The sequence below is a fragment of the Chryseobacterium phocaeense genome, from assembly GCF_900169075.1.
Taxonomy (GTDB): Bacteria; Bacteroidota; Bacteroidia; order Flavobacteriales; family Weeksellaceae; genus Chryseobacterium; species Chryseobacterium phocaeense.
Genome location: NZ_LT827015.1, coordinates 1,008,057 through 1,031,691, shown reverse-complemented (window position 1 = coordinate 1,031,691; position 23,635 = coordinate 1,008,057). Strand labels below are relative to the sequence as shown.

22 protein-coding genes are annotated in these 23,635 nt (G+C 39.6%); 5 read left to right on the top strand and 17 right to left on the bottom strand.

Annotated elements, in window-relative coordinates:
- Positions 1-40: 40 nt before the first annotated feature.
- Together B7E04_RS11310 and B7E04_RS11305 are read left to right on the top strand one after the other, a co-directional pair.
- Positions 41-697, top strand: coding sequence for a GDSL-type esterase/lipase family protein (locus tag B7E04_RS11310; protein ID WP_080778752.1), 657 nt, complete (start codon positions 41-43; stop codon positions 695-697).
- A 118-nt stretch (positions 698-815) separates the two neighbouring features.
- On the top strand, positions 816-1,271 hold the full coding sequence (locus B7E04_RS11305) for a lipocalin family protein (protein WP_080778751.1): 456 nt from the start codon (positions 816-818) through the stop codon (positions 1,269-1,271).
- Positions 1,272-1,275: 4 nt separating this feature from the next.
- Here B7E04_RS11305 and B7E04_RS11300 read toward each other — a convergent pair whose 3' ends face one another.
- The 5 genes from B7E04_RS11300 to B7E04_RS11280 all read right to left on the bottom strand — a co-directional run bounded on the left by B7E04_RS11300 (position 1,276) and on the right by B7E04_RS11280 (position 6,415).
- The gene (locus B7E04_RS11300; protein WP_080778750.1) at positions 1,276-2,124 is read right to left on the bottom strand and encodes a DUF5829 family protein; all 849 of its coding nucleotides are present in this window, start codon (positions 2,122-2,124) and stop codon (positions 1,276-1,278) included.
- A 50-nt stretch (positions 2,125-2,174) separates the two neighbouring features.
- Positions 2,175-3,527: a DEAD/DEAH box helicase gene (locus tag B7E04_RS11295; RefSeq protein ID WP_080778749.1), complete on the bottom strand. Its 1,353-nt coding sequence runs from the start codon at positions 3,525-3,527 to the stop codon at positions 2,175-2,177.
- A gap of 222 nt (positions 3,528-3,749) precedes the next feature.
- On the bottom strand, positions 3,750-4,259 hold the full coding sequence (locus B7E04_RS11290; protein ID WP_080778748.1) for a hypothetical protein: 510 nt from the start codon (positions 4,257-4,259) through the stop codon (positions 3,750-3,752).
- Between the two features lie 168 nt (positions 4,260-4,427).
- Entirely contained in the window at positions 4,428-6,077 is a 1,650-nt protein-coding gene (locus tag B7E04_RS11285; RefSeq protein WP_080778747.1) for an ABC1 kinase family protein, read from the bottom strand.
- 134 nt (positions 6,078-6,211) lie between these two features.
- The gene (locus tag B7E04_RS11280) at positions 6,212-6,415 is read right to left on the bottom strand and encodes a cold-shock protein (RefSeq protein ID WP_165439436.1); all 204 of its coding nucleotides are present in this window, start codon (positions 6,413-6,415) and stop codon (positions 6,212-6,214) included.
- A 182-nt stretch (positions 6,416-6,597) separates the two neighbouring features.
- On the opposite strand from B7E04_RS11280, the gene B7E04_RS22165 reads away from it, so the two are divergent.
- Complete coding sequence (locus B7E04_RS22165) at positions 6,598-6,762, top strand: hypothetical protein (protein ID WP_165439435.1); 165 nt, start codon at positions 6,598-6,600, stop codon at positions 6,760-6,762.
- Positions 6,763-6,832: 70 nt separating this feature from the next.
- Positions 6,833-7,444 (top strand): class I SAM-dependent methyltransferase, encoded by a 612-nt coding sequence (locus tag B7E04_RS11275; RefSeq protein WP_080778746.1) that lies wholly within the window; start codon positions 6,833-6,835, stop codon positions 7,442-7,444.
- Positions 7,445-7,685: 241 nt separating this feature from the next.
- On the opposite strand, the gene B7E04_RS11270 is transcribed toward B7E04_RS11275, so the two are convergent.
- Positions 7,686-9,194, bottom strand: coding sequence for a carbon-nitrogen hydrolase family protein (locus B7E04_RS11270; protein ID WP_080778745.1), 1,509 nt, complete (start codon positions 9,192-9,194; stop codon positions 7,686-7,688).
- Positions 9,195-9,607: 413 nt separating this feature from the next.
- Here B7E04_RS11270 and B7E04_RS11265 point away from each other — a divergent pair, with 413 nt between their 5' ends.
- On the top strand, positions 9,608-10,090 hold the full coding sequence (locus B7E04_RS11265) for a hypothetical protein (RefSeq protein ID WP_080778744.1): 483 nt from the start codon (positions 9,608-9,610) through the stop codon (positions 10,088-10,090).
- A gap of 34 nt (positions 10,091-10,124) precedes the next feature.
- On the opposite strand, the gene guaA is transcribed toward B7E04_RS11265, so the two are convergent.
- The 11 genes from guaA to B7E04_RS11210 all read right to left on the bottom strand — a co-directional run bounded on the left by guaA (position 10,125) and on the right by B7E04_RS11210 (position 23,518).
- Positions 10,125-11,654 (bottom strand): glutamine-hydrolyzing GMP synthase, encoded by a 1,530-nt coding sequence (gene guaA / locus B7E04_RS11260; protein ID WP_080778743.1) that lies wholly within the window; start codon positions 11,652-11,654, stop codon positions 10,125-10,127.
- A 167-nt stretch (positions 11,655-11,821) separates the two neighbouring features.
- Complete coding sequence (gene purD, locus B7E04_RS11255; RefSeq protein WP_080778742.1) at positions 11,822-13,060, bottom strand: phosphoribosylamine--glycine ligase; 1,239 nt, start codon at positions 13,058-13,060, stop codon at positions 11,822-11,824.
- A gap of 122 nt (positions 13,061-13,182) precedes the next feature.
- Positions 13,183-14,700, bottom strand: coding sequence for a bifunctional phosphoribosylaminoimidazolecarboxamide formyltransferase/IMP cyclohydrolase (purH, locus tag B7E04_RS11250; protein WP_080778741.1), 1,518 nt, complete (start codon positions 14,698-14,700; stop codon positions 13,183-13,185).
- 273 nt (positions 14,701-14,973) lie between these two features.
- Positions 14,974-15,546 carry a phosphoribosylglycinamide formyltransferase gene (purN, locus tag B7E04_RS11245; protein ID WP_080778740.1) on the bottom strand — a complete coding sequence of 191 codons (573 nt, stop codon included), beginning with the start codon at positions 15,544-15,546 and terminating at the stop codon, positions 14,974-14,976.
- Between the two features lie 81 nt (positions 15,547-15,627).
- Positions 15,628-16,620 carry a phosphoribosylformylglycinamidine cyclo-ligase gene (purM, locus tag B7E04_RS11240; RefSeq protein WP_080778739.1) on the bottom strand — a complete coding sequence of 331 codons (993 nt, stop codon included), beginning with the start codon at positions 16,618-16,620 and terminating at the stop codon, positions 15,628-15,630.
- Positions 16,621-16,903: 283 nt separating this feature from the next.
- The gene (locus tag B7E04_RS11235) at positions 16,904-17,455 is read right to left on the bottom strand and encodes an NADPH-dependent FMN reductase (protein ID WP_080778738.1); all 552 of its coding nucleotides are present in this window, start codon (positions 17,453-17,455) and stop codon (positions 16,904-16,906) included.
- 38 nt (positions 17,456-17,493) lie between these two features.
- Entirely contained in the window at positions 17,494-18,222 is a 729-nt protein-coding gene (locus B7E04_RS11230; RefSeq protein ID WP_080778737.1) for a pirin family protein, read from the bottom strand.
- A gap of 439 nt (positions 18,223-18,661) precedes the next feature.
- The gene (locus B7E04_RS11225) at positions 18,662-20,065 is read right to left on the bottom strand and encodes an MFS transporter (protein ID WP_080778736.1); all 1,404 of its coding nucleotides are present in this window, start codon (positions 20,063-20,065) and stop codon (positions 18,662-18,664) included.
- Complete coding sequence (locus tag B7E04_RS11220) at positions 20,066-20,590, bottom strand: nuclear transport factor 2 family protein (protein ID WP_080778735.1); 525 nt, start codon at positions 20,588-20,590, stop codon at positions 20,066-20,068. It lies immediately after the preceding gene.
- 7 nt (positions 20,591-20,597) lie between these two features.
- On the bottom strand, positions 20,598-22,466 hold the full coding sequence (locus B7E04_RS11215; RefSeq protein ID WP_080780660.1) for a glycoside hydrolase family 13 protein: 1,869 nt from the start codon (positions 22,464-22,466) through the stop codon (positions 20,598-20,600).
- Between the two features lie 5 nt (positions 22,467-22,471).
- On the bottom strand, positions 22,472-23,518 hold the full coding sequence (locus B7E04_RS11210) for a succinylglutamate desuccinylase/aspartoacylase family protein (RefSeq protein ID WP_080778734.1): 1,047 nt from the start codon (positions 23,516-23,518) through the stop codon (positions 22,472-22,474).
- Positions 23,519-23,635 lie beyond the last annotated feature (117 nt).

Sequence of the window (23,635 nt, the reverse complement as noted above, 5' to 3'; positions counted from 1 at the left end):
GTTTTTTATTACTTTTATACTGCATTTAAAATTGATTATAATGAAGAAGATTCTTTCAGCATTTCTATTGCTGTATTTTACACTGGCTTTTTCCCAGGAAAAAAAACCGATGTTCTGGGAAGACATTCAGAATTTCAAAAAACAGGATCAGGAAAATCCGCCCCCTAAAGATGCCATCCTGCTGATCGGAAGCTCATCTTTTACCCGATGGACGGACATAGCCAACTATTTTCCTGATAAAACTCTTATCAACAGGGGTTTTGGCGGCTCCAGAATAACAGATCTCAATGATTTTGCAGATGATCTTTTAAGCCCGTACCAGCCTAAGCAGATCATCATTTACTGCGGAGATAATGATTTTGCAGATAACCATGGCCTGGAAGCGAAAGTGGTTGTTAACCGGTTTAAAACCTTCTATAAAAAGATCCGCGAGAGATTTCCGGACATCGAAGTGGATTATATTTCCATTAAATTTTCTCCCAGCCGAGAAAAGCTGTGGCCTCAGATGAAAGCAACCAATAAGAAAATTGCGGCTTTCATGAAAAAAGAACCCAATGCAGAATTCATTGATATCACCAAAGCAATGGAAGATGCCAGCGGAAATGTCAGAAGAGACCTTTTCCTGCCGGATATGCTCCACCTGACCCCTGAAGGAAATGAGGTCTGGGCAAAGGTTATGAGACCCTATATGAAATAATTAATAGAAAACTCCGGTTCATACCGGAGTTTCTGTTTTTATACGGGTATCAATTCGGAAAAATGAATGTTAAATATTTTTTATTTAATTTTAATACTCAACTCAATTACCGAATGACATGAAAAAAATTTCAAACATACATAAGCTGTCAATAACAGCATTAATCTTGATTTTCACCCTGATCTCCTGCGATAATGACGACCAGGAAGGATCTCCTGTTCTGGGAACCTGGAAAGCTGCAAAAACGATGACTATTTCCGGAAATAACGGAGTAATTCTCCTGCAAAATCCAATAACCGGCTGCAGCGCAGGAGCTACTTATGATTTTCGGGCCAATGGTGATTTCGAATACAGAAGCTCGTGTACGAGTTCATGGGAAACAGGAACCTTTAAATACAGTGAGGACAGTATGGTCATAACGCTCTATATCAATGTAGATGGCGGGGATAATGAAATGGGCACAGAGACTCTCTATTCACTTACAGCCAGTGAAATGCAGACAATTACCGGAAAATCTGATTATGATCATGATGGGGTTCAGGATACCTCGGTTATTGTTTACACCAGACAGTAGGATGTTATTTGATGAATTTTATCACCAGCTCTTGAGCCGTATTTTCAAACTGCAGGTTTTCTATTGTAAATTTTTCGGTTGCCTGAGTCTGTGTTTTCAGCCTAAGCTCCCTGATCGCCGTTTTTTCCCTATTGGTAAGGTGAAGCCTGATCTCAATGGAATCTACATCAAAAATGATAAACGTTTTACCCGAAGCCTTTTTCTTTATTCCGAAAGCCGTCATCTCTTCAATAATCTTGTGATAATCCTCACTGCTGCAATCCAGCACCATTCCTGAAATATCTGTAATTAACTTCGTGGTATCCCACCTGTTCCTTAAAAAATCTTCCCGTGTGAAAGAAGTGTAAGGCTTACGATATAAATTTGATAGAAAATCCGGATTATAAAAAGCATACCAGGTTGCTACGCTGCCTTTCAGTTTGGTATAATAGGCAGAATACCAAAGCATTTTCCCGTTTCCGAAATCCCATTTTGACTCTGATCTTTCAAACTTCAGTCCTCCGTTTTTCTGCTTTTTTGCTATATTGTCAGAAAACTGACCGTGCACATCCCAGGAAAAACCGATTCCCACAGCGCCTTCCTTTTCTCCGAATTTATTACCGGGGCCCATAATTTCAAGATAGGTAGATTTTCCCCTCAGATAAGCGGTGGTGGTTTTCTGATCTACCGGATCAAAGCCGGGCAGTCCTTTATCCCAGTTCCCCCATTCCATGAGCTCTTTGCTGGATTTGATTTTTTCAAAGGTGGCCGCATCCAGAACAAAGTAGATATGGTTCAGTTTCAGTGCTTCATCCTGCCCAAAAACTTTACAGCAGCTGATCAGAAAAAAAACCAATACAAATAAACTTCTCATTATCTCCTATTTATCCCTAAATGTAACAAAAAAATCCCATTACGGGATTTTTATTTCTTTCTCTTGGACTTTGATATCGCTTTCTGCTGGGCCCTGTTGGCTCCAAATTTCTTCGGTGCTTTTCTTTTTGAAGGTCCGCCCCAGTTTTCTTTTTTGTTTTTATCCTTTTTCTCGTGGAATGCTCCTCCTCCATCATTCAGTTTCACCTGTGCAGGATTTTTCATCACGATCTGATCTTCTTCGGAAGCAATCTTTTTAGGATTTATCTTAACTTCTCCAGGGAAATCATTAAACTTCAGATCTTTATCCATTAACAATTCAATATCAAGGATCGCAGCTTCTTCCTTCTTCGTCACGAAAGTAATGGCTTTACCGTCTTTATCTGCTCTACCCGTTCTTCCTATCCTGTGGATATACTGTTCGGGAATCTCAGGCGTTTCAAAATTGATGACATGGGTAATATCCGAGATATCAAGACCTCTGGCCATAACATCAGTAGTGATCAGTCCGCGTATTTCTTCGTTCTCGAATCTTTTCATGGCTTTAAGCCTGTAATTCTGAGATTTATTGGAGTGAATCACATCAAACTGCTCAGGAAAAAGCTCATCAATTTTAGAAAACAAAAGATCCGAATGCTTTTTATTGTTGGTAAAGATCAGCACTTTGGACATTTCCTCCTGAGTTTTCAGTAAGTGTTCAAGAAGGTTGATCTTGGTATTAAAGTTTTCCACTTTATATCCGCTCTGGTCTATTTTTTCAAGCGGAGTTCCGGATTTTGCCAATGAAATTTCCACAGGATTGGCAAAATACTGGTCCAGCATTTCATCTACTGCTTCCGTCATAGTAGCTGAGAAAAGAATATTCTGTCTTTTCTCCCTCATCATTTCAAAAATATGGGTAAGCTGTGGTCTGAATCCTAAATTCAGCATTTCATCAAACTCATCAATAATCAGCTTCTGTACTTCTTTCAAGGAAATCGCATTATCAATGGCAAGATCCATTACCCTTCCCGGAGTTCCTACCAGGATGTCACAGCCATCATTAAACAAAAGCTTCTGCGTATTGATGTTTTTTCCTCCATATATTCCGATCACTCTTGTGGTAATATTCTCAGTCAGTTTCTCAAGGATTTCAGTAACCTGCACTACCAATTCCCTTGTAGGTACAAGAATCAAAACGGTAGGATTTCCGGTTTTGTTATATTTCCATGTTTTCAGAACCGGCAGAAGATAAGCTAGTGTTTTCCCGGTTCCCGTCTGAGCAATTCCCATCACATCTCTTCCGGAAAGTATAGGCCCTACGCTTTTCTCCTGAATAGGTGTAGGCTCAAATAATTCCAGATCCGCTAAAACATCAAGAATTTTAACCGGCAGGCCAAAATCCGCAAAAGTGAGTTTTTCCATGGTGCAAAGATAGGGATTTTAGGATGATGTATTATGTACAATGTATAATGTATTCATGAATAGAGGGTTAGATAATGAGAGTCAGATCTTAGATGTCAGATTTCAGACATCAGACATCAGATGCAACAATCACTATTCTACGACTATAACCTGCAATCTTGTCTATAGCTTACACTAAGACTCTCACATACTCACCCCCCCAACTCTCTAACACAGCACCTCTCATTTCACCTTCACGCTTGTGCTTTTAATCTTAATATCATCGTCTTCCCATTTACTGGACGTAATGATCACGTATCCTTTCTTTTTCGGATCTTTTTTGATCGGGAATTTTTCTTCTTCCCATTGTGAGCAGTGTGTAGATATTGAAGGAACTAAAGGTTTCCAGCCTGATTTATCCAATGTGTACACATGAAAGGCATGCCAGCAGCTTGTGCACCAGCCGGGATAAAATCCAATTTCATCCGTTCCGTCTTCATTAAGATCTCCGAGGTTGTATAGCCCGCCGTTATTGGCAGGTGAAATGACGAAAGTCTTTATTTTCTTATCGCTGAAATAAATGGTGGTTTCGCATTTTCCATCACATTCATCTGAACAGTCGCTTACTTTAGTGTAGGCATATTCTTTTGTTCCATTGCCGTCAAAGTCTCCATACAGGCCTTTTTCAGCAGTTTCCTGAGCGATGAATAACGAACTGCTCAGGACTAGAGTTGTTAAGATAAGTTTTTTCATAGGTTTGTTTTGTTTTTAGTTGCGGAGTGCTAGTTTCTAGTTTCATGGCAAAGGATATGAGATGGATAAGCTGGCTGGAAGAAAAATTATGGTCATAACAATAATTCATAACTCATAACTCATAATTCATAACTTATAACTTAGATAACCTGTATCCGGAAATCCGCTTCATTTCCTCGTCACTCTCAGTAAAAGTACTAAAACCAGAATAATTGAAAACACAAAACCGAGTACAGCTACCAGAGACAGCTCTCCTATCCTTGGGCCCGATTCGGAAACGAAAACAATGGCTGTGGCAATGATATTGGCGCCCAGGATCATGGCCAGAATTAAATTGATAACACTGGATTTGATCAGCTGGTTGGTTTTTTCAATATTTTTAATCTCACTGGAGACCGTAAATTTATTATCATCCAGCTTCTGAAGGACAGACCGAAGCTCTTTGGGAATTTCATCTACGTTGTCCGTGAAATTCATCATACGGTCCATGCCTGTTTTTAAAAGATTTTTTGGCCGGATCTTTTTGGTGAATATTTTTTTGGTGTAGGGATGAAGACTTTTCACCACATCCAGATCAGGGTTGATGGTTCTTCCCACCCCTTCTATCAGACTGATTCCTTTAAACAGAAGATAAAAATAGTCCGGCATATGCAGTCTGTTGTCCTTCAAGATATCTTTCATTTTATTGATGATGACCTGTACATTGATATCCTGAAGCGAAGAGCTGTGCACAAAGTTCAGAATATCTTCTACGTCATTTTCAAACCTTCTTTCATCCGGAATTTCATAGCTGACCGCCATTTTTTTGAGGTGACGGACAATTTTATGCGAATTCTTAGCGACAAAGCTTACAATAAGGTTTTCAAGGATTTCTTTATCATTCGGCTGGATCTTTCCTACTGCTCCGAAATCAATGAAAACTATTCTTCCGTCTTTTTTTACCAGAATATTTCCGGCATGCGGATCGGCATGAAAAAATCCGTAATCGAGAATCTGTGAAACGAATAATCTCAGCCCAACTTCAGAAACTTTTACCGGATCAATGGCATGTGCTAAAAGAGCCGGCTTATCGGTCACTTTAATCCCATCGATGAATTCCATACAAAGAATATTGTTGTTCGAAAATTCTTCATAGATTTTTGGAACATATGTTTCTTTATTATTCTTGAAATTACGAGCAAAATGGAGGATGTTTTCTTTTTCGTTGATCAGGGAAACCTCTTCGAGCAAAGACTTTTCAAAAGTGGAAATGGCCTGTTTCAGATTAAGCTTTTCCCCTATCTCAGAGTAGGCGGAAACCAGTTTTTCCAGGTCTTTTATAAGCAGAAGATCATCTTCAATAACGGCCTGAACATACGGTTTTTTAAGTTTAAGGATCACGGGACTTCCGTCTTTTAACACTGCTTTGTATACCTGTGCAATGGAAGCCGTTGCTAAGGGTTCTTTCTGAATTTCCTGAAAATGCTCTCCAGCGGATATATTAAATTCGTTTTCCAGGATTTCTTCCACGTCCATATGCACAGTATCCACTTTGTCCTGAAGCTTCTGCAACTCCTGGATCAGTTCCGGAGGAAGAAGATCTTCCCTGTTGCTGAATGTCTGCCCCAATTTCACAAACGTAGGTCCAAGCTCTTCCAGCACCAGCCGGATTCTTTCATATACGGTACCTTTTGAAACCACTTCATCGGAATCTGAGGGCTCCTGCTCCTGCTTATTGCCCGTGTTCATGCGGGCCAGCATGTCTTTAAATCCGTATTTACTGAGGACGGAAATGAGCCTGGCTGATCTTTTCAGTTTTCTTTGCTGCTTGTCAAACATATATTTCTGGATAGTTGGTGCAAATTACTCCAAAAATTGTTCCCATTGCTATTTTTACTTTTAAATAGAATAGAACTGTCCATAAAAAAAGCTGCGCAAACGGCAGCTTTATTTAAACAATATTTAATAAGTGATTATCCTATAACTCTAACATTGTCTGCTTCAGGTCCTTTTTTACCTTCTTTGATCTCATATTCTACGGCCTGTCCTTCTTTCAAAGATCTAAGTCCTGAAGATTGAATAGCTGAATGATGGCAAAAAATATCATTTCCGCCTCCGTCCGGTGTAATAAAACCAAAACCTTTGGTTTCGTTAAACCATTTTACTGTTCCTGTCATTATATTATTTTTAAATTGATTAGTGAAGATAGTGATTTCATTCATATCCTGACAGAAAATAATACTATTATTTATAATATTCTCATTTCAAACGTTATACAAATAAAAATATTCTACCGTATTGCATAAATATTTATCTTTACATGTAACAAATTACAACTAACCTATAAAATATGAACAAAATGAAAAATTTAAAAAACAGCAAACTTTCAAGAGAACAATTAAAAGGAATTTCAGGAAGCGGTATTATTATCGGTAACTGCTCCAACGAATGCTGCCCTACAGATGGCAGACCTACTTGCCCAAGACTGATCTGTCCAGCTGTGCTATGCCCTGAGCTGGTGTAAAAAATAAGAACATATTTTAAGTAAGGAGCAGAAATTCATCTGCTCTTTTTATTTTTACAAAAAAACAGATATGGAACCAAAAGTCCCCGGCATTGCAGGATATGCTGATGTTCTTGAAAAATTCATCGAAGCTACTGTTTCCCTAAGCTTTGCCGAACTTCATAAGGATTTTATTCCCTTTATCCCTGAAATTTCCGGCAGAATTCTTGATCTCGGAGCGGGAATCGGGCGGGATGCATCTGAATTTTCTGCCATGGGACATGTGGTAACTGCTTTAGAGCCATCTGAAGCACTTCTTGAAGCCGGGAAAAAGTTATATCCCAATTCTTCCATCCATTGGGTACAAGATTCACTTCCTGATCTTCAATATCTGGATTCTGATCTGAAATTTGATTTTATTCTGGCATCCGGTGTATGGCATCATCTTAACCCTGATGAACAGGAACTTTCTCTTATTAAAATTTCAAAAATTTTATCCAGTAACGGAATTTTCGCTCTCAGCTTACGGAATGGTCCTGCCGGAGCGGGCAGCTGTATCTTCCCTACTCATGCAGGAAATACGGTAAAGCAGGCAGAACAAACCGGTCTGAAAACTCTTTTGTTTCTTGAAAATCAGCCCAGCCTGATGAAGGGAAAAGAAAGCGTTACATGGTCACGGCTTGTCTTTCAAAAGACCCGATAAACATATTTGTTTTTATTATGTTGGTACTCGCAAAGGCGCTAGTTTTTTATATGCTTGCTTCTACTAAGGCGCAAGGATTTTATCTTCGATAAAATTGTATACACCATAACTATAAGGATGTACAGACTTATGTTACATCTATATATTTTGCTGAAAATCTTCGATTTTCTTGCGCCTTAAAAACTTTTAATTGTTAAAATCCTTGCGCCTTTGCGAGTACCAACAGACTAATGCTTTAGTTTTACTTAAGATACGTTTCGTAAAGGTCTTTTCTGCGGTCATTCATCACCTGAACGGAGCCGTTATGATGAAGATCTTTGAGCAGATTAAGGTCTACATCCACAATAAGTGTCATTTCCGTATTCGGGGTTGCTTCCCCTTTCACCGCATTGGACGGAAATGCAAAATCTGAAGGGGTAAAAACGGCTGCCTGCCCAAACTGGATATCCATATTGTTAACGCCTGGAAGGTTTCCTACACAGCCTGCAATGGCTACATAGCATTCATTTTCAATAGCTCTTGCCGCTGCGCAGTGACGCACCCTGATATAGGCGTTCTGCGTGTCTGTAAGATACGGTACAAAAAGAATTTTCATTCCCTGATCTGCGAGGATTCTCGGTAATTCAGGAAATTCCACGTCATAGCAGATGACAAGTCCTATTTTACCACAGTCGGTATCAAAAACCCTGATCTCGTTTCCTCCTTTCATCCCGTAATATTTTCTTTCATTGGGTGTGATGTGGATTTTGCGGTATTCATCTATGCGGCCGTCGCGGTGCAGCAGGTAGCTCACGTTATACAGATCATTGTTTTCGGGATCAAAAACGGGCATGCTTCCTGAAATAATATTGACATTGTAGCTGATGGCCAGTTCTGAAATTCTAATTTTAATTTCCTCGCTTAATTTAGCCAGCTCAATCATGCTGTCTCTTTCTGAAAGCTTGTTGAACGGTGCCAGCAATGGTGTATTGAAAAGCTCCGGGAACAGGACAAAATCCGATTTGTAATCTCCCATCACATTGACAAAAAACTCCACCTGTTCATAAAAAGCATCTATGTTTTTGAAATGTCTCATTTGCCACTGCACGAGTCCAAGACGTATGATGCTGTCCTGCATGGTATTGGGCTTTTTGCTGTAATAAATATTGTTCCATTGAAGCAAAACCGCATTTTCCAGCGATGATTCGTCTTCGGGAAGGTATTTTTTAAGGATCTTTATGGGAAGGAAGTTATTGGAAAGCTGAAAAGACAGTACGGGATCATAAATTTCTTTGTCCCTTACTTTCCGGATGTATTCTCTCGGGGATATCTCATTACTGTATTTGTGATAATTCGGGATCCTGCCACCGAGGATAATGGATTTCAGATTGAGAAGTTCGCATAACTCTTTTCTGGCATCATACAATCTTCTTCCCAGACGCAGCTCACGGAACTCAGGGTCTACAAAAACTTCAATTCCGTAGAGAACATTTCCTGTTGAAAGATGGGTATTGAAGGTATAATTTCCTGTAATATCCACATAGGTATGGTCATCCCCGAAATCATCATAATTCACAATAATGGAAAGGGCTACAGCAGCCAGTTTCCCGTCTACCGTGATGCAGATCTGGCCTTTAGGGAATATTTTGGTGAGTTTTTCGATGCTTTTTTTAGACCAAATCGATTCTGACATCTGCGGGTAAGCACGCTTCATTGTTACTACCAGTTCATCATAATCCTGAACAGTCAGGGGTCTCGTTTCTATTTGCATGTGATGTAATTTTACTTAAATTTAGGGAAAAATAATCAGTAGAGAAACTTATTACAAAAACACATCCGTAAAAATGAAAATATTTCGTCTGGTCCATTCCATAACAATTCTCATCATTTTTGTTCTATTTTTTTTAAATTCAAACTCAGCAAATAATGTTTCTCACAATTTAAATTTATTATTCAATTCAAATCTCAATAGCCGTGACGGGAAAAATTTTCTTTATTTTTTTTCAGGATTATCAATATTGATAAGTTATTTTATTGCCGGTGAGAACAGGATTTTTAAAGGAATATATATTTTATTAATCTCAATAAGTATTCTATTTATAGTATTTTCTCTGAAGCAATTTTAAGATCAAATCATTTAGAAATAAATATTGCCCGATAACGTGTGCATAAAACTATAAATCAATGGCCATTATCATACAAAATCAATCTGAATGCCCCATCTGCCATACAATTTTGTATGATCACCAGAATATTGTTATATTTCCTGCATTCATATCAAATACAAAAGATCCGTTATATCTTTTTAATGACGCAGGAATTCATTATTCATGTCTTAAAAAGCATTCTTCCGGCAATAAAGCTTTAGGTTTTATGGAAAAAGTAATGTTCAAGATAAAACCTGAAAACAGGATCTGTGATATAGGTAAAAATATGATAGACACTCCTGAAAATCATTTATTTATCGACTTATTAACTTCTGATGAAAAAGAGAAACTGTATTCCTTCAACATCATGAATATTGATATCCGAAATATTTCAATTTGGCCGGACAGGCAAGATTTTATTGCTGCGGCTGAACAGTTTTTAATGGATGAAAAATGGGAATTTCTGAGTTCATTTAATTATCTGGACTATGTTTTGAAAAAAATAAAATCCTGCCCATAAAGAGCAGGATTAATATTTTAAATTTCAGTGAAAATTATTCCCACTCAATCGTTGCAGGCGGTTTGCTTGAAATATCGTAAGCTACCCTGTTGATACCTCTTACTTCGTTGATGATTCTGCTGGAAACCGTATCCAGGAACTCATAAGGAAGTCTGCTCCATGTTGCCGTCATAAAGTCGATGGTGTTGGCAGAACGGACTACAGCGGTGTATTCGTAAGTTCTTTCGTCTCCCATTACTCCTACTGATTTTACAGGAAGAAGGACTACGAAAGCCTGGGATACTTTTTCGTACAAATCATTTTTGTAAAGTTCTTCAATGAAGATATCATCCGCTTCCTGAAGGATTCTCACTTTTTCAGCATCAACAGCGCCCAATACTCTGATTCCTAATCCAGGCCCAGGGAAAGGGTGTCTGTGTACCAAATGATGCGGAATACCCAATTCCTCACCTACTTTTCTTACTTCGTCCTTGAAAAGCTCTCTTAACGGCTCCAACAGCTCAAATTCCATATCTTCAGGAAGTCCTCCTACGTTGTGGTGAGATTTGATCACAGCAGATGGTCCGTTTACCGACTGGCTTTCGATAACATCAGGATAAATGGTTCCCTGAGCTAAGAATCTAGCGCCTTCTATTTTATGGGATTCTTCATCAAAAACGTGGATAAATTCGTTTCCGATAATTTTTCTTTTCTGCTCCGGATCATCAATTCCTGCCAGTTTTGAAAGGAATCTTTCTTTGGCATCCACCATTTTAATGTTCATATGGAAGTGCTCTCCATAATTATCCATTACTTTCTGGCCTTCATCTTTTCTCAATAAACCAGTATCCACGAAGATACAAGTCAGCTGATCACCGATGGCCTTGTGAATTAAAACAGCAGCTACGGAAGAATCAACTCCGCCTGAAAGACCAAGGATGACCTTGTTGTCTCCTACTTTTTCACGGATTTCTTCCACTGTTTTATCGATATAATTGGTAAGCTTCCAGTTTTTCTCAGCATCACAGATCCCGAACACAAAGTTTTCAAGCATTTTTCCGCCTTCTTCGGTGTGAGAAACTTCCGGGTGGAACTGTACACAGAAGATTTTTTTGTCTTCGTTAGAAATAGAAGCCATCACTCCTGATTTTGCATTCAGTTCAAAACCTGCAGGCAATGCACCCACTTCATCAAAGTGGCTCATCCATACTACAGAATTCTGGGTAACTCCTTTTAACAGAGAGCTTTCTTTAACGATTTCCAAATGGGCTTTTCCGTACTCCCCTTTTTCTCCTTTGTTCACTTTTCCGCCTAACAGATGAGCGGTAAGCTGCATTCCGTAGCAGATTCCCAAAACAGGAACTCCCTGCTCATATAATTCTTTTTCTACCAGGTGGGCATTTTCTGCATTCACAGAGCTGGGTCCTCCGGAAAGGATGATCCCTTTGGGTTGTTTTGCAAGAATATCCTGTAAAGGTGTATTGAAAGGAAGGATTTCAGAATATACGCCCATCTCACGGATTCTTCTCCCGATAAGCTGGTTGTACTGTGATCCGAAATCTAATATGATAATACCGTTGTTCATTATGATTGATAAATGATGATTGATAAATGATAATTGATTTCAGATGTCAGACATCAGATATCAGACCTTCGTGTCTGATGTCTTGAATCCTGCATCTGAATATCTTATATTAACTGTGTTACAAAAAAAGACTTGGAGCTGTTCCAAATCTTTTTTCGTGATTTATTTTAAAACTTTCCGATGTCTTCTCTGTAGAAGCCGTAATCGAAATGAATGTGGGCTGCATCTTCGTACACTTTTTTGCGGGCGTCATCGTAAGTTGCTCCGGTAGCGACGATGTTCAGAACTCTTCCACCGTTGGAAACCACTTTATCTCCTTTTCTAATTGCACCTGCGTACAGAAGTTTTGAATGTTTAAGTTTGTCTTCCCCAACAATTTCGTAGCCTGTTTCAATATTTCTCGGGTAACCTCCGGAACACATTACCAGGCATACTGCTTTTTCGTCTTTAAACTTAAGCTCGATGTCTTTTCCGTCCATACAGTCCTGGATCACATCAAGAAGGTTATTTTCCATCAATGCCATCAGTACCTGCGTTTCAGGATCCCCGAATCTCATGTTGTATTCAAGAAGGTAAGTTCCGTTTTTAGTAACCATTAATCCGAAGAAAATAATTCCTTTAAAGCTGAATCCTTCTCCTTTAAGACCGTTAATAGTAGGCTGCAGGATATTTTTTTCAAAATCGGCATAGTGCTCCTGGGTAAAGTCAGGGCTTGGTGCTACAGATCCCATACCACCTGTGTTCGGTCCTGTATCTCCGTTTCCGGCCTTTTTGTAATCTTTTGCTGCGATACAAGGGAAAATCTTCTCCCCGTTTGAGAATGCAATGATTGAAGCTTCAAAACCTTCCAGATATTCTTCAATAACCAGACGAATTCCAGCATCTCCATAGATTCTTCTGATCATGAAATCGTGGATCGTAGCTTCTGCTTCTTCAAGGTTGTCACAGATAACCACTCCTTTTCCGCCTGCCAGACCACTCGCTTTAACCACTAATGGATACTGCTGTGTCTGAACATATTCTTTAGCATCGTTATATGAATCAAACACTACAGCTTTGGCCGTTTTGATATCATAGGTCTGCATAAATTTCTTAGAGAAAGCCTTACTTCCTTCCAGGCTTGCCACTTTTTGGTTCGGACCGAAAACTTTAAGATCGTGCTTTTTGAATTCATCCTTCAACCCGGCTACAAGCGGAGCTTCGGGACCTACAATGGTAAGATCCACCTTTTCTTTGATCGCGAAATCTCTCAGTTCCTTGATTTCGGATAAATGAACATTTTTCCCTATTACATCGGTGGTAGCATTACCGTTAGCAAAAAACATTTTAGAAATTCTCGGGTCATTCTGAAGCTTTGCTGCTAAAGCGGATTCTCTACCGCCTTCACCTATGATTAATATTCTCATACTTTATTTATTATCTAGTCTAATTTACAAATATATAATTAAAATTAAAAAACTGAGGGATTAAAAGATTAAGAAACACCTCCAAAATCTCAATTTCTTAATTTTAAAATCTTTTAATTCTATTAATGTAAAAAGTGTCTTACCCCTGTAAACATCATTGGAATACGGTGCTCATTGGCCGCTTCAATGCTGTCCTGATCTTTTACACTTCCACCCGGCTGTATGATGGCCTTGACTCCCTGTTCTGCGCAGAAATCCACTACGTCACGAAAAGGGAAAAACGCATCGGAAGCCAGTACAAGGTCTCCGGAGAATTTTTCTTTTGCTCTTTCAATGGCTTGTTGCGTAGCCCAGATCCTGTTCACCTGGCCACCTCCGATCCCGAAGGCCTGAATACCATTGGAAACCACAATAGCGTTGGATTTTACATACTTCACCACTCTCTGGGAGAACAAAAGGGCTTTTTTCTGCTCTTCGGAAGGCTGTACGTCTGTAACCACTTTAATGTCATCAGAGAAATGGCTGTCATTATCCTGAACCAGGATACCACCGTCGATCTTCACCCAGGTCTGCTTATCAGAAACCGCGTTCACGATTTTTATAATTCTGAGGTTTTTCTTTTTTCTTAAAACTTCCAGAGCTTCTTCATCAAAGTCCGGAGCCATTACGATTTCCAGGAATGTTTTGTTCAGTTCTTCAGCCGTTGCTGCATCGATCTTGTAGTTCATTGCAACAATTCCGCCAAAAATAGAAACCGGATCACATTCGAAAGTTTTCTGATAGGTTTCCAGAGCTGAAGTTCCGATAGCTACTCCACAAGGTGTGGAATGCTTCACCGCGCAGCAGGCCATTTCTTCTTTGAACTCGGTAACTACTTTCCAGCAAAGGTCCATATCACGAAGGTTATTGAAAGAAAGCTCTTTACCGCCCAGCTGTTCGAAATCTTTCATCGCGCCGTTCTCAAATGTAGAAACGTAGTAAGCGGCAGTCTGGTGAGGGTTTTCACCGTATCTTAAATCTGAAACTTTTTTATAGGAAGCATTCAGGTACGCAGGATATTCTTCATCTAAAAGCATTCTTGAAATCGCCGCATCATACGCAGAAGTAAGGTTGAATACTTTTCCGGCAAGTTTTTTACGGGTTTCGATGTATGAATCCCCATTCTGCTCCATTTCAAGTCTTACGGTTGCGTAATCTTCCACATCGGTAATTACGGTAACGGAATCAAAATTCTTGGCTGCAGAACGAAGCATGGAAGGACCTCCGATATCGATAAACTCTACTTTTTCATGTAAAGAAATGTCTTTGTTTACGTTTTCAAAAAAAGGATAAAGGTTTACGATCACCATGTCGATAAGCTCTATTCCGTGCTCTTTAACGGTTCTCATGTGCTCTTCATTGGCACGAACGGCTAAAAGTCCTCCGTGAACTTTCGGGTGAAGGGTTTTCACTCTCCCGTCCAGCATTTCAGGGAAGTTGGTTACCTCATCAATCTGAATCGGATTTAAACCGGCATCTTTCAAATGTTTGAAGGTTCCTCCTGTAGAGATCAATTCATAATTCCGGGCTTCCAGAAACTGAGCGAACTCGATCAATCCGCTTTTGTCGGAAACACTGATTAAAACTCTCTTTTTACTCATTTTTACTTTCGATTTTTTCGTAGGATTTCATCCTACGTTTGTTTAATTTGTCTTTGGGGATTCTTTTTCACATAGGATTTTATCCTATGCTTTTTTAAATCGTCCCTTCGGGACTCTTACTTTCAATTTACTTTTTACAGTTATTTCAAACTGTAGGCCGGTCTTTCACCTCCGGTGTTACTTATATTTACTTAGATTTCTTCTTAATTAATATACCAATGTATCAGTTCAGCAATGTAACAATCAATTGGTTATTGGTACACTGGTACATTTTTATATTGTTACATTATTCAGTACTTTATTGATTGCTTTCGGAAATATCTCGTATTCAACATGGTGTACTTTTTCTGCGATGGTTTCTGCGGTATCCTCTGCAGTTACTTCAAATGATTTCTGAAGAATAGCTTCTCCTTCATCAATTCCTGGTGTCACAAAATGTACTGTGGCTCCGCTTTCTGTTTCTCTGGCTTCGATCACGGCATGGTGTACATTCATTCCCCACATTCCTTTTCCTCCGAATTTCGGAAGCAGTGCAGGATGGATATTGATCATTTTGCCGGTCCAGTTTTCACAGAATTCAGGTTTCAGAATGGATAAAAATCCTGCCAGTACAATCAGATCCGTATCTTTTGGAATCACATTGGCCAGTTCACTGCTGAAGTTCTTTCCTCTGGGAATCAGGATGTTTTCTATATGATGGTTTTTGGCTCTTTCCAGTCCGTAACATTCTCTGTCTGCCACTACCAAAGATATTTTTGCATTTTGGATCTCTCCGTTGTCAATGGTATCTATGATTCTCTGCAGATTGGTTCCGGAACCTGAAACGAGTATAACTAAATTTTTCATGTGATAGTAATATGATGATGTGATGATATGTTAATTTGATGATGGTTGGCCTGTCGGCTCAATCGTCGAATTATCAAATCATCAGATCGTCAAATCAATCTTCTCGCTGCCTTCCGTGATTACTCCGATTTCGTAAGCATCGTCCAAAAGATGCAATACTTTTTCAGCATGGTCAGCATCCGTAACAATGATCATTCCTACGCCCATATTGAAGGTTCCGAACATTTCTTCACGGGTAACGCCACCTCTTTTTTCAAGTTCCAGCATTACATTTGGAATTTTGATCTTTGCAGCGTCGATAGAGGCACATAATCCTTCTGGGATAATTCTCGGAACGTTCTCATAAAGACCACCTCCTGTAATGTGGGCAATACCACAAACTTTTACTTCTTCCAGTACTTTATGGATTTCTTTGTAGTACAGTCTTGTAGGTACTAAAAGGGTTTCGTATAGCGGTTTTCCTTCAAATTCTTCTTCAAAATCCGGGAATACTTTTCTTACCAGCGAGAATCCATTGGAGTGGAATCCTGAGCTTGGCAGGGCAATGATTTTATTTCCGGCCTTGATATTGGACCCGTCAATGATCTGATCTTTTTCAACGATTCCTACACAGAATCCGGCAACATCATAATCTCCTGGCTGGTACATTCCCGGCATTTCGGCAGTTTCACCGCCAATTAATGCACAGTTATTATCTTTACATGCTTCCACCATTCCAAGAACGATTTCTGCAGCAATTTCTGAATCAAGCTTTCCGCAAGCCAGATAATCAAGGAAGAATAAAGGTTTTGCACCGTGGCAAAGAATATCATTGGCACACATAGCGAAACAGTCGATACCGATGGATCCGTATTGTTTGGTATCCAACGCTACTTTAAGCTTTGTTCCTACTCCGTCTGTTCCAGAAACCAGCACAGGATTTTTATATCCTCCGATCTCATAGAAAGCCCCAAAACTTCCCAAATGGTTCAATACATTTGAGTTGTGGGTTTCTCCAACGGCTTTTTTGATCTTGTCAACCGTTTTGTATCCTTCTTCTTTGTCTACGCCTGCTGATTTGTAAGTGTTGCTCATGTTACTTAGATTTTTAGATACTAGATTTCAGATTTCAGACTTTGATATTTCTACTGTCCAACCCTGATATCTTTTTATCTTTTATAAATTCAATTACTTTTTAATATTGGTTTTTAGAAAATAAAAAAGCCGACAATCTTGGTAGATTATCGGCCGTTATATTATCTCAGAATTTCAGAGCCCATAGTTTTCCCTTTCTTTGAAAAACATTCTTTAAAAGTGGTCTGAATTTTCATCTTTTTTCTTTTTGCAAAAATAGTAATTTTAAATTAATATTCAAACTCTATTTTTCAAGGATGGTTTCAATGGCAGCAATCTTCCTGATTTTCTCTTTTAATTCGCTGTTTTTCTCTTCATTGGAAATTTTTTGCTCTGCTTTATCAAAGTTGTCATTAAAGAAAGGTAATGAAAAAGTTTCTACAATATTTCCTCCATGGAAAGGAAAACGCTTGGATGCCGCTTCCAAAACGCCGGCTCCGCCTCTGCCTCCGGGAGATGCAGACATCAGTAACATTGGGATTTCATTCCATACGGTTCTGTCTTTAATTCTGGACACCCAGTCGAATACATTTTTGAAGGCTGTAGAGTACGTTCCGTTGTGTTCTGCCAATGAAACCAGAAGAAGATTGGCTCCGTCTATTTTTGCAGCAAAATCATGCGCTTCCTGCGGAATTCCACCGGCCAGTTCTCTTTCATGCTTATAGATAGGCATTTCAAATGGATTAAGATCTACTACTTCTACTTCTGCATTTTCAAACAGGGATGACGCATAGGCTACCAGCTGTCTGTTCATTGAAACATCCGAATTGCTTCCTGCTATTGCTAAAACTTTCATTATTGTTAATCTATTTTTTTAATGTATAAATTTACTTTTTATTTCATATAGGCCGGAAGTTCCATTGGCACTTCCATTAAAAGAATCTCCGCATCATCTACGGCTTCAATATTAAAGCTTTGGGTATCCCAGATTCCCAATCCGTCTCTTTCATTTAATATTCTGTCCCCTACTTTGGCGCTTCCTTTTAAAACAAACGCATAAACACCATTTCCTTTTTTGTTGAGCATATAATTTTTACCGTTTCCTGCTTTGAATTGAGCCAGATTAAACCATGCATCCTGATGAATCCATACCCCGTCATCGTTTTTGTTCGGAGAAAGGATCTGCTGGAATCCGTTGATTTTTTCACCTTCCTTAATGCTTTTCTGGTCATATCTGGGTTCTACATTCAGCTCTCTTGGGAATACCCAGATCTGAAGGAATTTCACAGCTTCATCTTTATTTTTATTGTACTCGCTGTGCATTACCCCGGTTCCTGCGCTCATCACCTGGATTTCCCCTTTTTTGATAACGGCTGTAGTCCCCATGGAATCTTTATGCTCCAGATCTCCTTCCAAAGGTATAGAAATAATTTCCATATCCCTGTGCGGATGCGTTCCAAATCCCATTCCCTGCGAAACGGTATCATCATTCAATACCCTTAGTACTCCAAAATTCGTTCTGTCCTTATTCTGATAATTCGCAAAACTAAATGTGTGGTAACTGTTTAACCAGCCATGATCTGCATGGCCTCTAGAATCTGCTTTATGATATACTGTTTTCATACTATGATTATTTTATGGTACAAATGTAGGAGAAATGGGGGTTTGAAAATGTTGATGTAGGGTAAGAAAGGATTTTGTTGTTTTGGTGAAGAGGCGAAAGGGCAAAAAAGCTAAGATGGCAAAGAAAGGCGAAGAAGGCTAATGTGTTTGCGAAGATTTTTACAATTATTGTTTTTGACCGGCTGAGCGGGCATATGTGTATTTCGTGGAATTTGTGGAATCTGTGGGAGGCTGTTATATTTTAAATAATAAGGTAATAGATATAAATTTTGGCTAAAGCCATTGTTATTGCTATATATTTTAAAAGTGGGCTAAAGCCCACTCCTATTGAATTTTATTAGTTCACTGATTGGAATAACCTCCATATCTTCCATCTTCCATCTTCCCACTTCTAACTTCTAACTTCTAACTTCTAACTTCTAACTTCTAACTTCTACAATTAAAAATGCACCTGCTTAATCTCCTCCTCTATTTCCATCGGCGTTTCGTCTTCTGATTTTATAAAAATCATGGTTACCACGGCACCGATCAACATGCATATTCCTCCTACAACAATGTAATCAATGGCCTGTTTTCCAAAGACACTGCTTACAATAGGTCCACCGAAAATACCATTGATGATCTGCGGAATCACAATAAAGAAGTTAAAGATTCCCATGTAAACACCCATTTTCTTTTGGGGAATAGAATCAATCAGCATGGCATAAGGCATCGCCAGGATACTGGCCCATGCAAATCCCAGACCTACCATGGAAATCCAGAGGTAGTGGATATCTTTAATAAAATACATGGAAATCAGGCCCAGGCCGCCAAAAGCCAAAGCCAAAGCATGGGTCTGCTTTTTACCGATAAACTTGGCAATCGGGGTTAAAGCAAATGCAAAGAAAATCGCATAGAAATTATAGCTTCCGAATAAACTTCCCGTAAGGTCTCCTGCTTTATTAAATTCTGCGGAATGCGTATCATCCGGTGAAAGTCCGAAATGATGGGTTGCCAGTGCGCTCGTGGTAAAAACCCACATGGTAAACAGCGCAAACCAGGAGAAAAACTGCACAATTCCCAGTTTCTTCATCTGCGAAGGAGCATTTTTGAAGTCTTTAAAAATATCTGAGAATTTCGACTCGTTTTTTACGACAGGTTTTCCGCCTTCAAATGAGGCAAATTCCTCCGGCGAATATTCTTTAGTGGTTAAAATGGTATACAAAATGGATATAATTAACACTGCTGCACCAATATAAAAGGCATAGATCACATTATCTGCGACAAAGCCTTTCGGAGCTTCATTTGAAACGCCCAGTTTCGTGAGCCATCCCGGCAAATCGGAGCCGATTACTGCTCCTATTCCTATCAGGATCGTCTGTACCGAAAATCCAATGGTTGCCTGATGTTTAGGCAGCATATCTCCCACCAGCGCACGGAAAGGCTCCATAGCCACATTAATGGAAGCATCCATCATCGCGAGGAATATCACGGCCATCAGTAAAACATTGGCGGCCAGCATTTGTGTGGCAGATGCGGCATTAGGAAGCATGACCAGACCGATTGCACATAAAACCGCACCTATCAGGAAATACGGCTTCCGTCTTCCGAGAGGGCTCCACGTATTATCGCCCATATGACCGATGATTGGCTGAACGATGAGTCCCGTAACAGGAGCCACCAGCCAGAACCAGGAGAGCTCATGAACATCTGCCCCGAAATTGGCCAGAATCCGGCTTGCATTTCCGTTCTGAAGCCCGAAAGCCATCTGAATTCCTAAAAAGCCCATGCTCATATTGATGATCTGAGCTATGGAAAGATTGGGTTTTACTGTACGTGATAAAGTGCTATGCGGAGTGTTCATTTATTGTTTTTTTAATTCTTGTAGTAAAACATCTTCAATGGCAGCTTTTTCTGAAACCACTTTGTCCACCACATCATTAGGAACCGTTACAGAAAGTACATATTGTTTTACTTTCCACGTTCCGTTTATTTTTTCTACCACTCCCGATCCTCTGCAGATCTTCATCTGGGTATCCAGCAATTCATCAAACCAGGCCATCTTTCCGTCTTTGCTGAAATAAATATTCCTTTTAATGGCTTTAAAATTCCAGGTTTTCTTTTTGTCAAAATAAGGTTTTGCCCAAACCATGAATGCTTTTTTATCCCAGATTTCTGTGGCATCTGTTCCGATAAAGGTAGATTCATCAGCAAAATAATTGAAGTAGGTATCGAAATCAGCTTTTGCGGCAGCGGTATTGAAGCCGTCAAGCATGGTTCCTATTGCTGTTTTTTCCTTTTCAGACTGAGCTCCTTTGGATTGAGCAAAGATTCCTGTACATCCCATCATGATAAGCACGAGTGTACAGATGATTGATATTTTTTTCATTGTATAATTAATTTTTGTTTTGGATTTCTATAATCAATGGAGTTTTGGCAGCTACATTCAGGGTATTATTCAGGGTTATTTCTTTTCCTGAAATGATCTCTTTCCCTCTTACCGCGCCATTCAATGATTCTGAAAAACGTTTTAAGTCTAACGTCTGATCTTTTTCATTATTGTTGATGACTACCATTACATTTTCTTTGTCCGAGTATCGGAAGTACACAAAAACACCATCCTGGGGAATGTAATTTTTAGTTTTCCCTGCATGGATCACCTCTTTTCCTTTTCTCCAGTTCAGTAATTTCTGCGTAAACTGGTAAAAATCTTTCTGCTCAGGGGTCTGTGATGAAGGATTGAAGGCATTTTGGGCATCAGATTTCCATCCACCGGGAAAATCCCTGCGGATATCTGCGTCACCGCCTTTGTTTTTATCGCCACGCATGCCTATTTCCGAGCCGTAGTAAATCTGTGGAATCCCTCTGACGGTGGAAATCATCGTCAAAGCCATTTTGTAAGCTTTCGGATCGGAATTAAAAATTTCGTTCCATCTTTCGGTATCGTGATTTTCAAAGAAAACAAGAATGTTTTTAAGATCCGGATAAAGGAAATCGCTGGTAAAAACATTATACAGCTTAATCATTCCGGTGTCCCAGCCTTCTTTTTCTTTCAAGGCTTTTGGCATATCCGCGAACAGCATAAAATCCATTACGGAAGGCAGGTTTGAGTTGTAGCCTGCCGCTTCTCCCGTTTTAGAGTCTTTTTGCCATGCGGAAATCTGTCCCGCCGTATATAGCCAGGTTTCCCCTACAATATTGAATTTCGGGTATTCATCCGTAATGGCTTTTGCCCATTTCGCCATGGCTTCTTTATCGTTGTAAGGATAGGTATCCACCCGTAATCCTCCGAGTTCGGCGTATTCTATCCACCAGATGGCATTTTGGGTAAGGTATTTTAACACCAGAGGATTTTTCTGGTTGATATCCGGCATGGTAGTATCAAACCAGCCGTTCAGTGCATACTTCTTATCAATTTCTGAAGCGTTGGGGTCAAACTGTGTGGTTGTTTTGTAATTGGAGCGGTAAAAACCGTCTTTTCCTTCATCAAACCAATGGATCCAGTCTTTGGAGGGGAGATCTTTGATCATCCAGTGGGAAACACCCCAGTGATTGGTCACATAATCCATCACCAGTGTCATTTTGCGCTGGTTCAGCTTCTGTGAGAGCTCACGGTAGTCTTCATTGGTTCCGTACCGGCCATCAATTTTATAAAGATCGGTCTGGGCATAGCCGTGGTAGGAGTAGACTTTTTCGTTGTCTTCGTTTACGGGAGTCAGCCAGACTGAGGTTGCGCCGAGGTTCTGGATATAATCAAGGTTATTGATAATTCCGCGGAGGTCGCCGCCATGTCTTCCGTTGGGCAGGCTGCGGTCACTTTTTTCAATAAGGTCCGGTCTGGAATCATTTTTTTCATCGCCATTGGCAAAACGGTCCGGCATAATGAGGTACATAACATCTTTTGAGGTAAAAGATTCACGGTCTGCAGATCCGGGCGTCCTTTTTTTCAGTTCATATCGGTAAGAACTTATATTTTTATTTCCTTTTTTAATGTTGATTTTAAATTCAGGAACTTTAATATCATTGGTATTGACGGTAATAAAAACATAATTCGGGTTTTCAACCTTCTGAATATCTTTGATCTGAATACCGTCAGAAAGTTCAACTTCATTTTTGGACACATCTTTTCCGTACACCATGATCTGAAGCTCAGGATTTTTCATTCCTTTCCACCAAAAGGCAGGCTCTATTTTTTCCAGCGGCTTTGTTTGGGAAAAGGCTGCTGCAGCTATTGAAAGTGCTGCAACAATAGATAGTTTTTTCATTATTTTCATTGATTATAACCTATGCAGAATAAAGTTTCCCCTTTATTCACAGGCGGTGTTCCTATTTTGTACAGAATAATACCTTCAGAGTCTGAAATGATATCCTGTTTTTTATTTCCAAATTCATCCGTAATATATCCAAGCACCTGCTTTTTCTTTACTTTGTCACCACTTTTGAGGCTGCTGTAAAAAATACCGTCTTCCGGAACACGGACGTAATCCTGCTGATTAAGATGAATGACAGGTTTTGCAGTGGGTTGAGCAGGTCTTTTTGCAATATAATTACCTGTTTCCACCAGCATGTTATAGACTGCTGTTTTAATCATGTCAACATTTTCCCTTTGTACCGTTCCCAACTTTCCTGCTTCTATGCTCAATGCTGTAAGTCCCTGCTGGGCAGCCTGCTTGAATGCATATTTTGCGGGGTCGGACGGATATAGATTGTAAGGATAAGATACCACATATCCAATCTGTGATTTAATGGCCATTTCACGGGCCAGCCCGGTCTGGTTACGTTTGTCTTTTCTATCGTAATAGCACACGAAAGGCAGCAGATCTTCGTTGGCATCTCCCCCGTGGATATCCAGAAAAATTTCTGAGGTTGAAATGATTTCCCTTGTAATGAGATCCGCTATTTTATCTGTAACCGTTCCTGTGGATGATCCCGGAAAAGCAGTATTTAAATTTTTCTGATCCAAAGGGTTCACAAACGGTGTTCTTTTCTGAAACGATTCTATATTGGCCACAGGTACTATAATGAGGGTTCCTCTTATGTGTTCTGGCTTTATCTCCTGCAACATTTCCTGAACAGCAATAACAGGTGGATATTCATAGCCATGTACACCGGCTACGATGCTGAAAACAGGCCCTTTATCTCTTCCTTTAATAACGGTGACCGGCAGACGGGTTTCCTGTACTCCGCTTTTTACAGCCAGAACTGTATCTTTTCTGGAATTCCCTGTTCCGGACATCATGCTGATGACGGCCTGAGCTTTCATTTCTGCCAGTAAACCAGCTCCGAAAAATCCGGCCATTACAATAATGAATTTCATATATTTTTTAACTAATTTGAAGAAACTTGCTGTTTATCCCTTCTGTATGATATCAGATTTCAATTTAATACTATATTTTTAAAAATAAGGGTACAAAAAGTAAAATTTTTCGCCTGA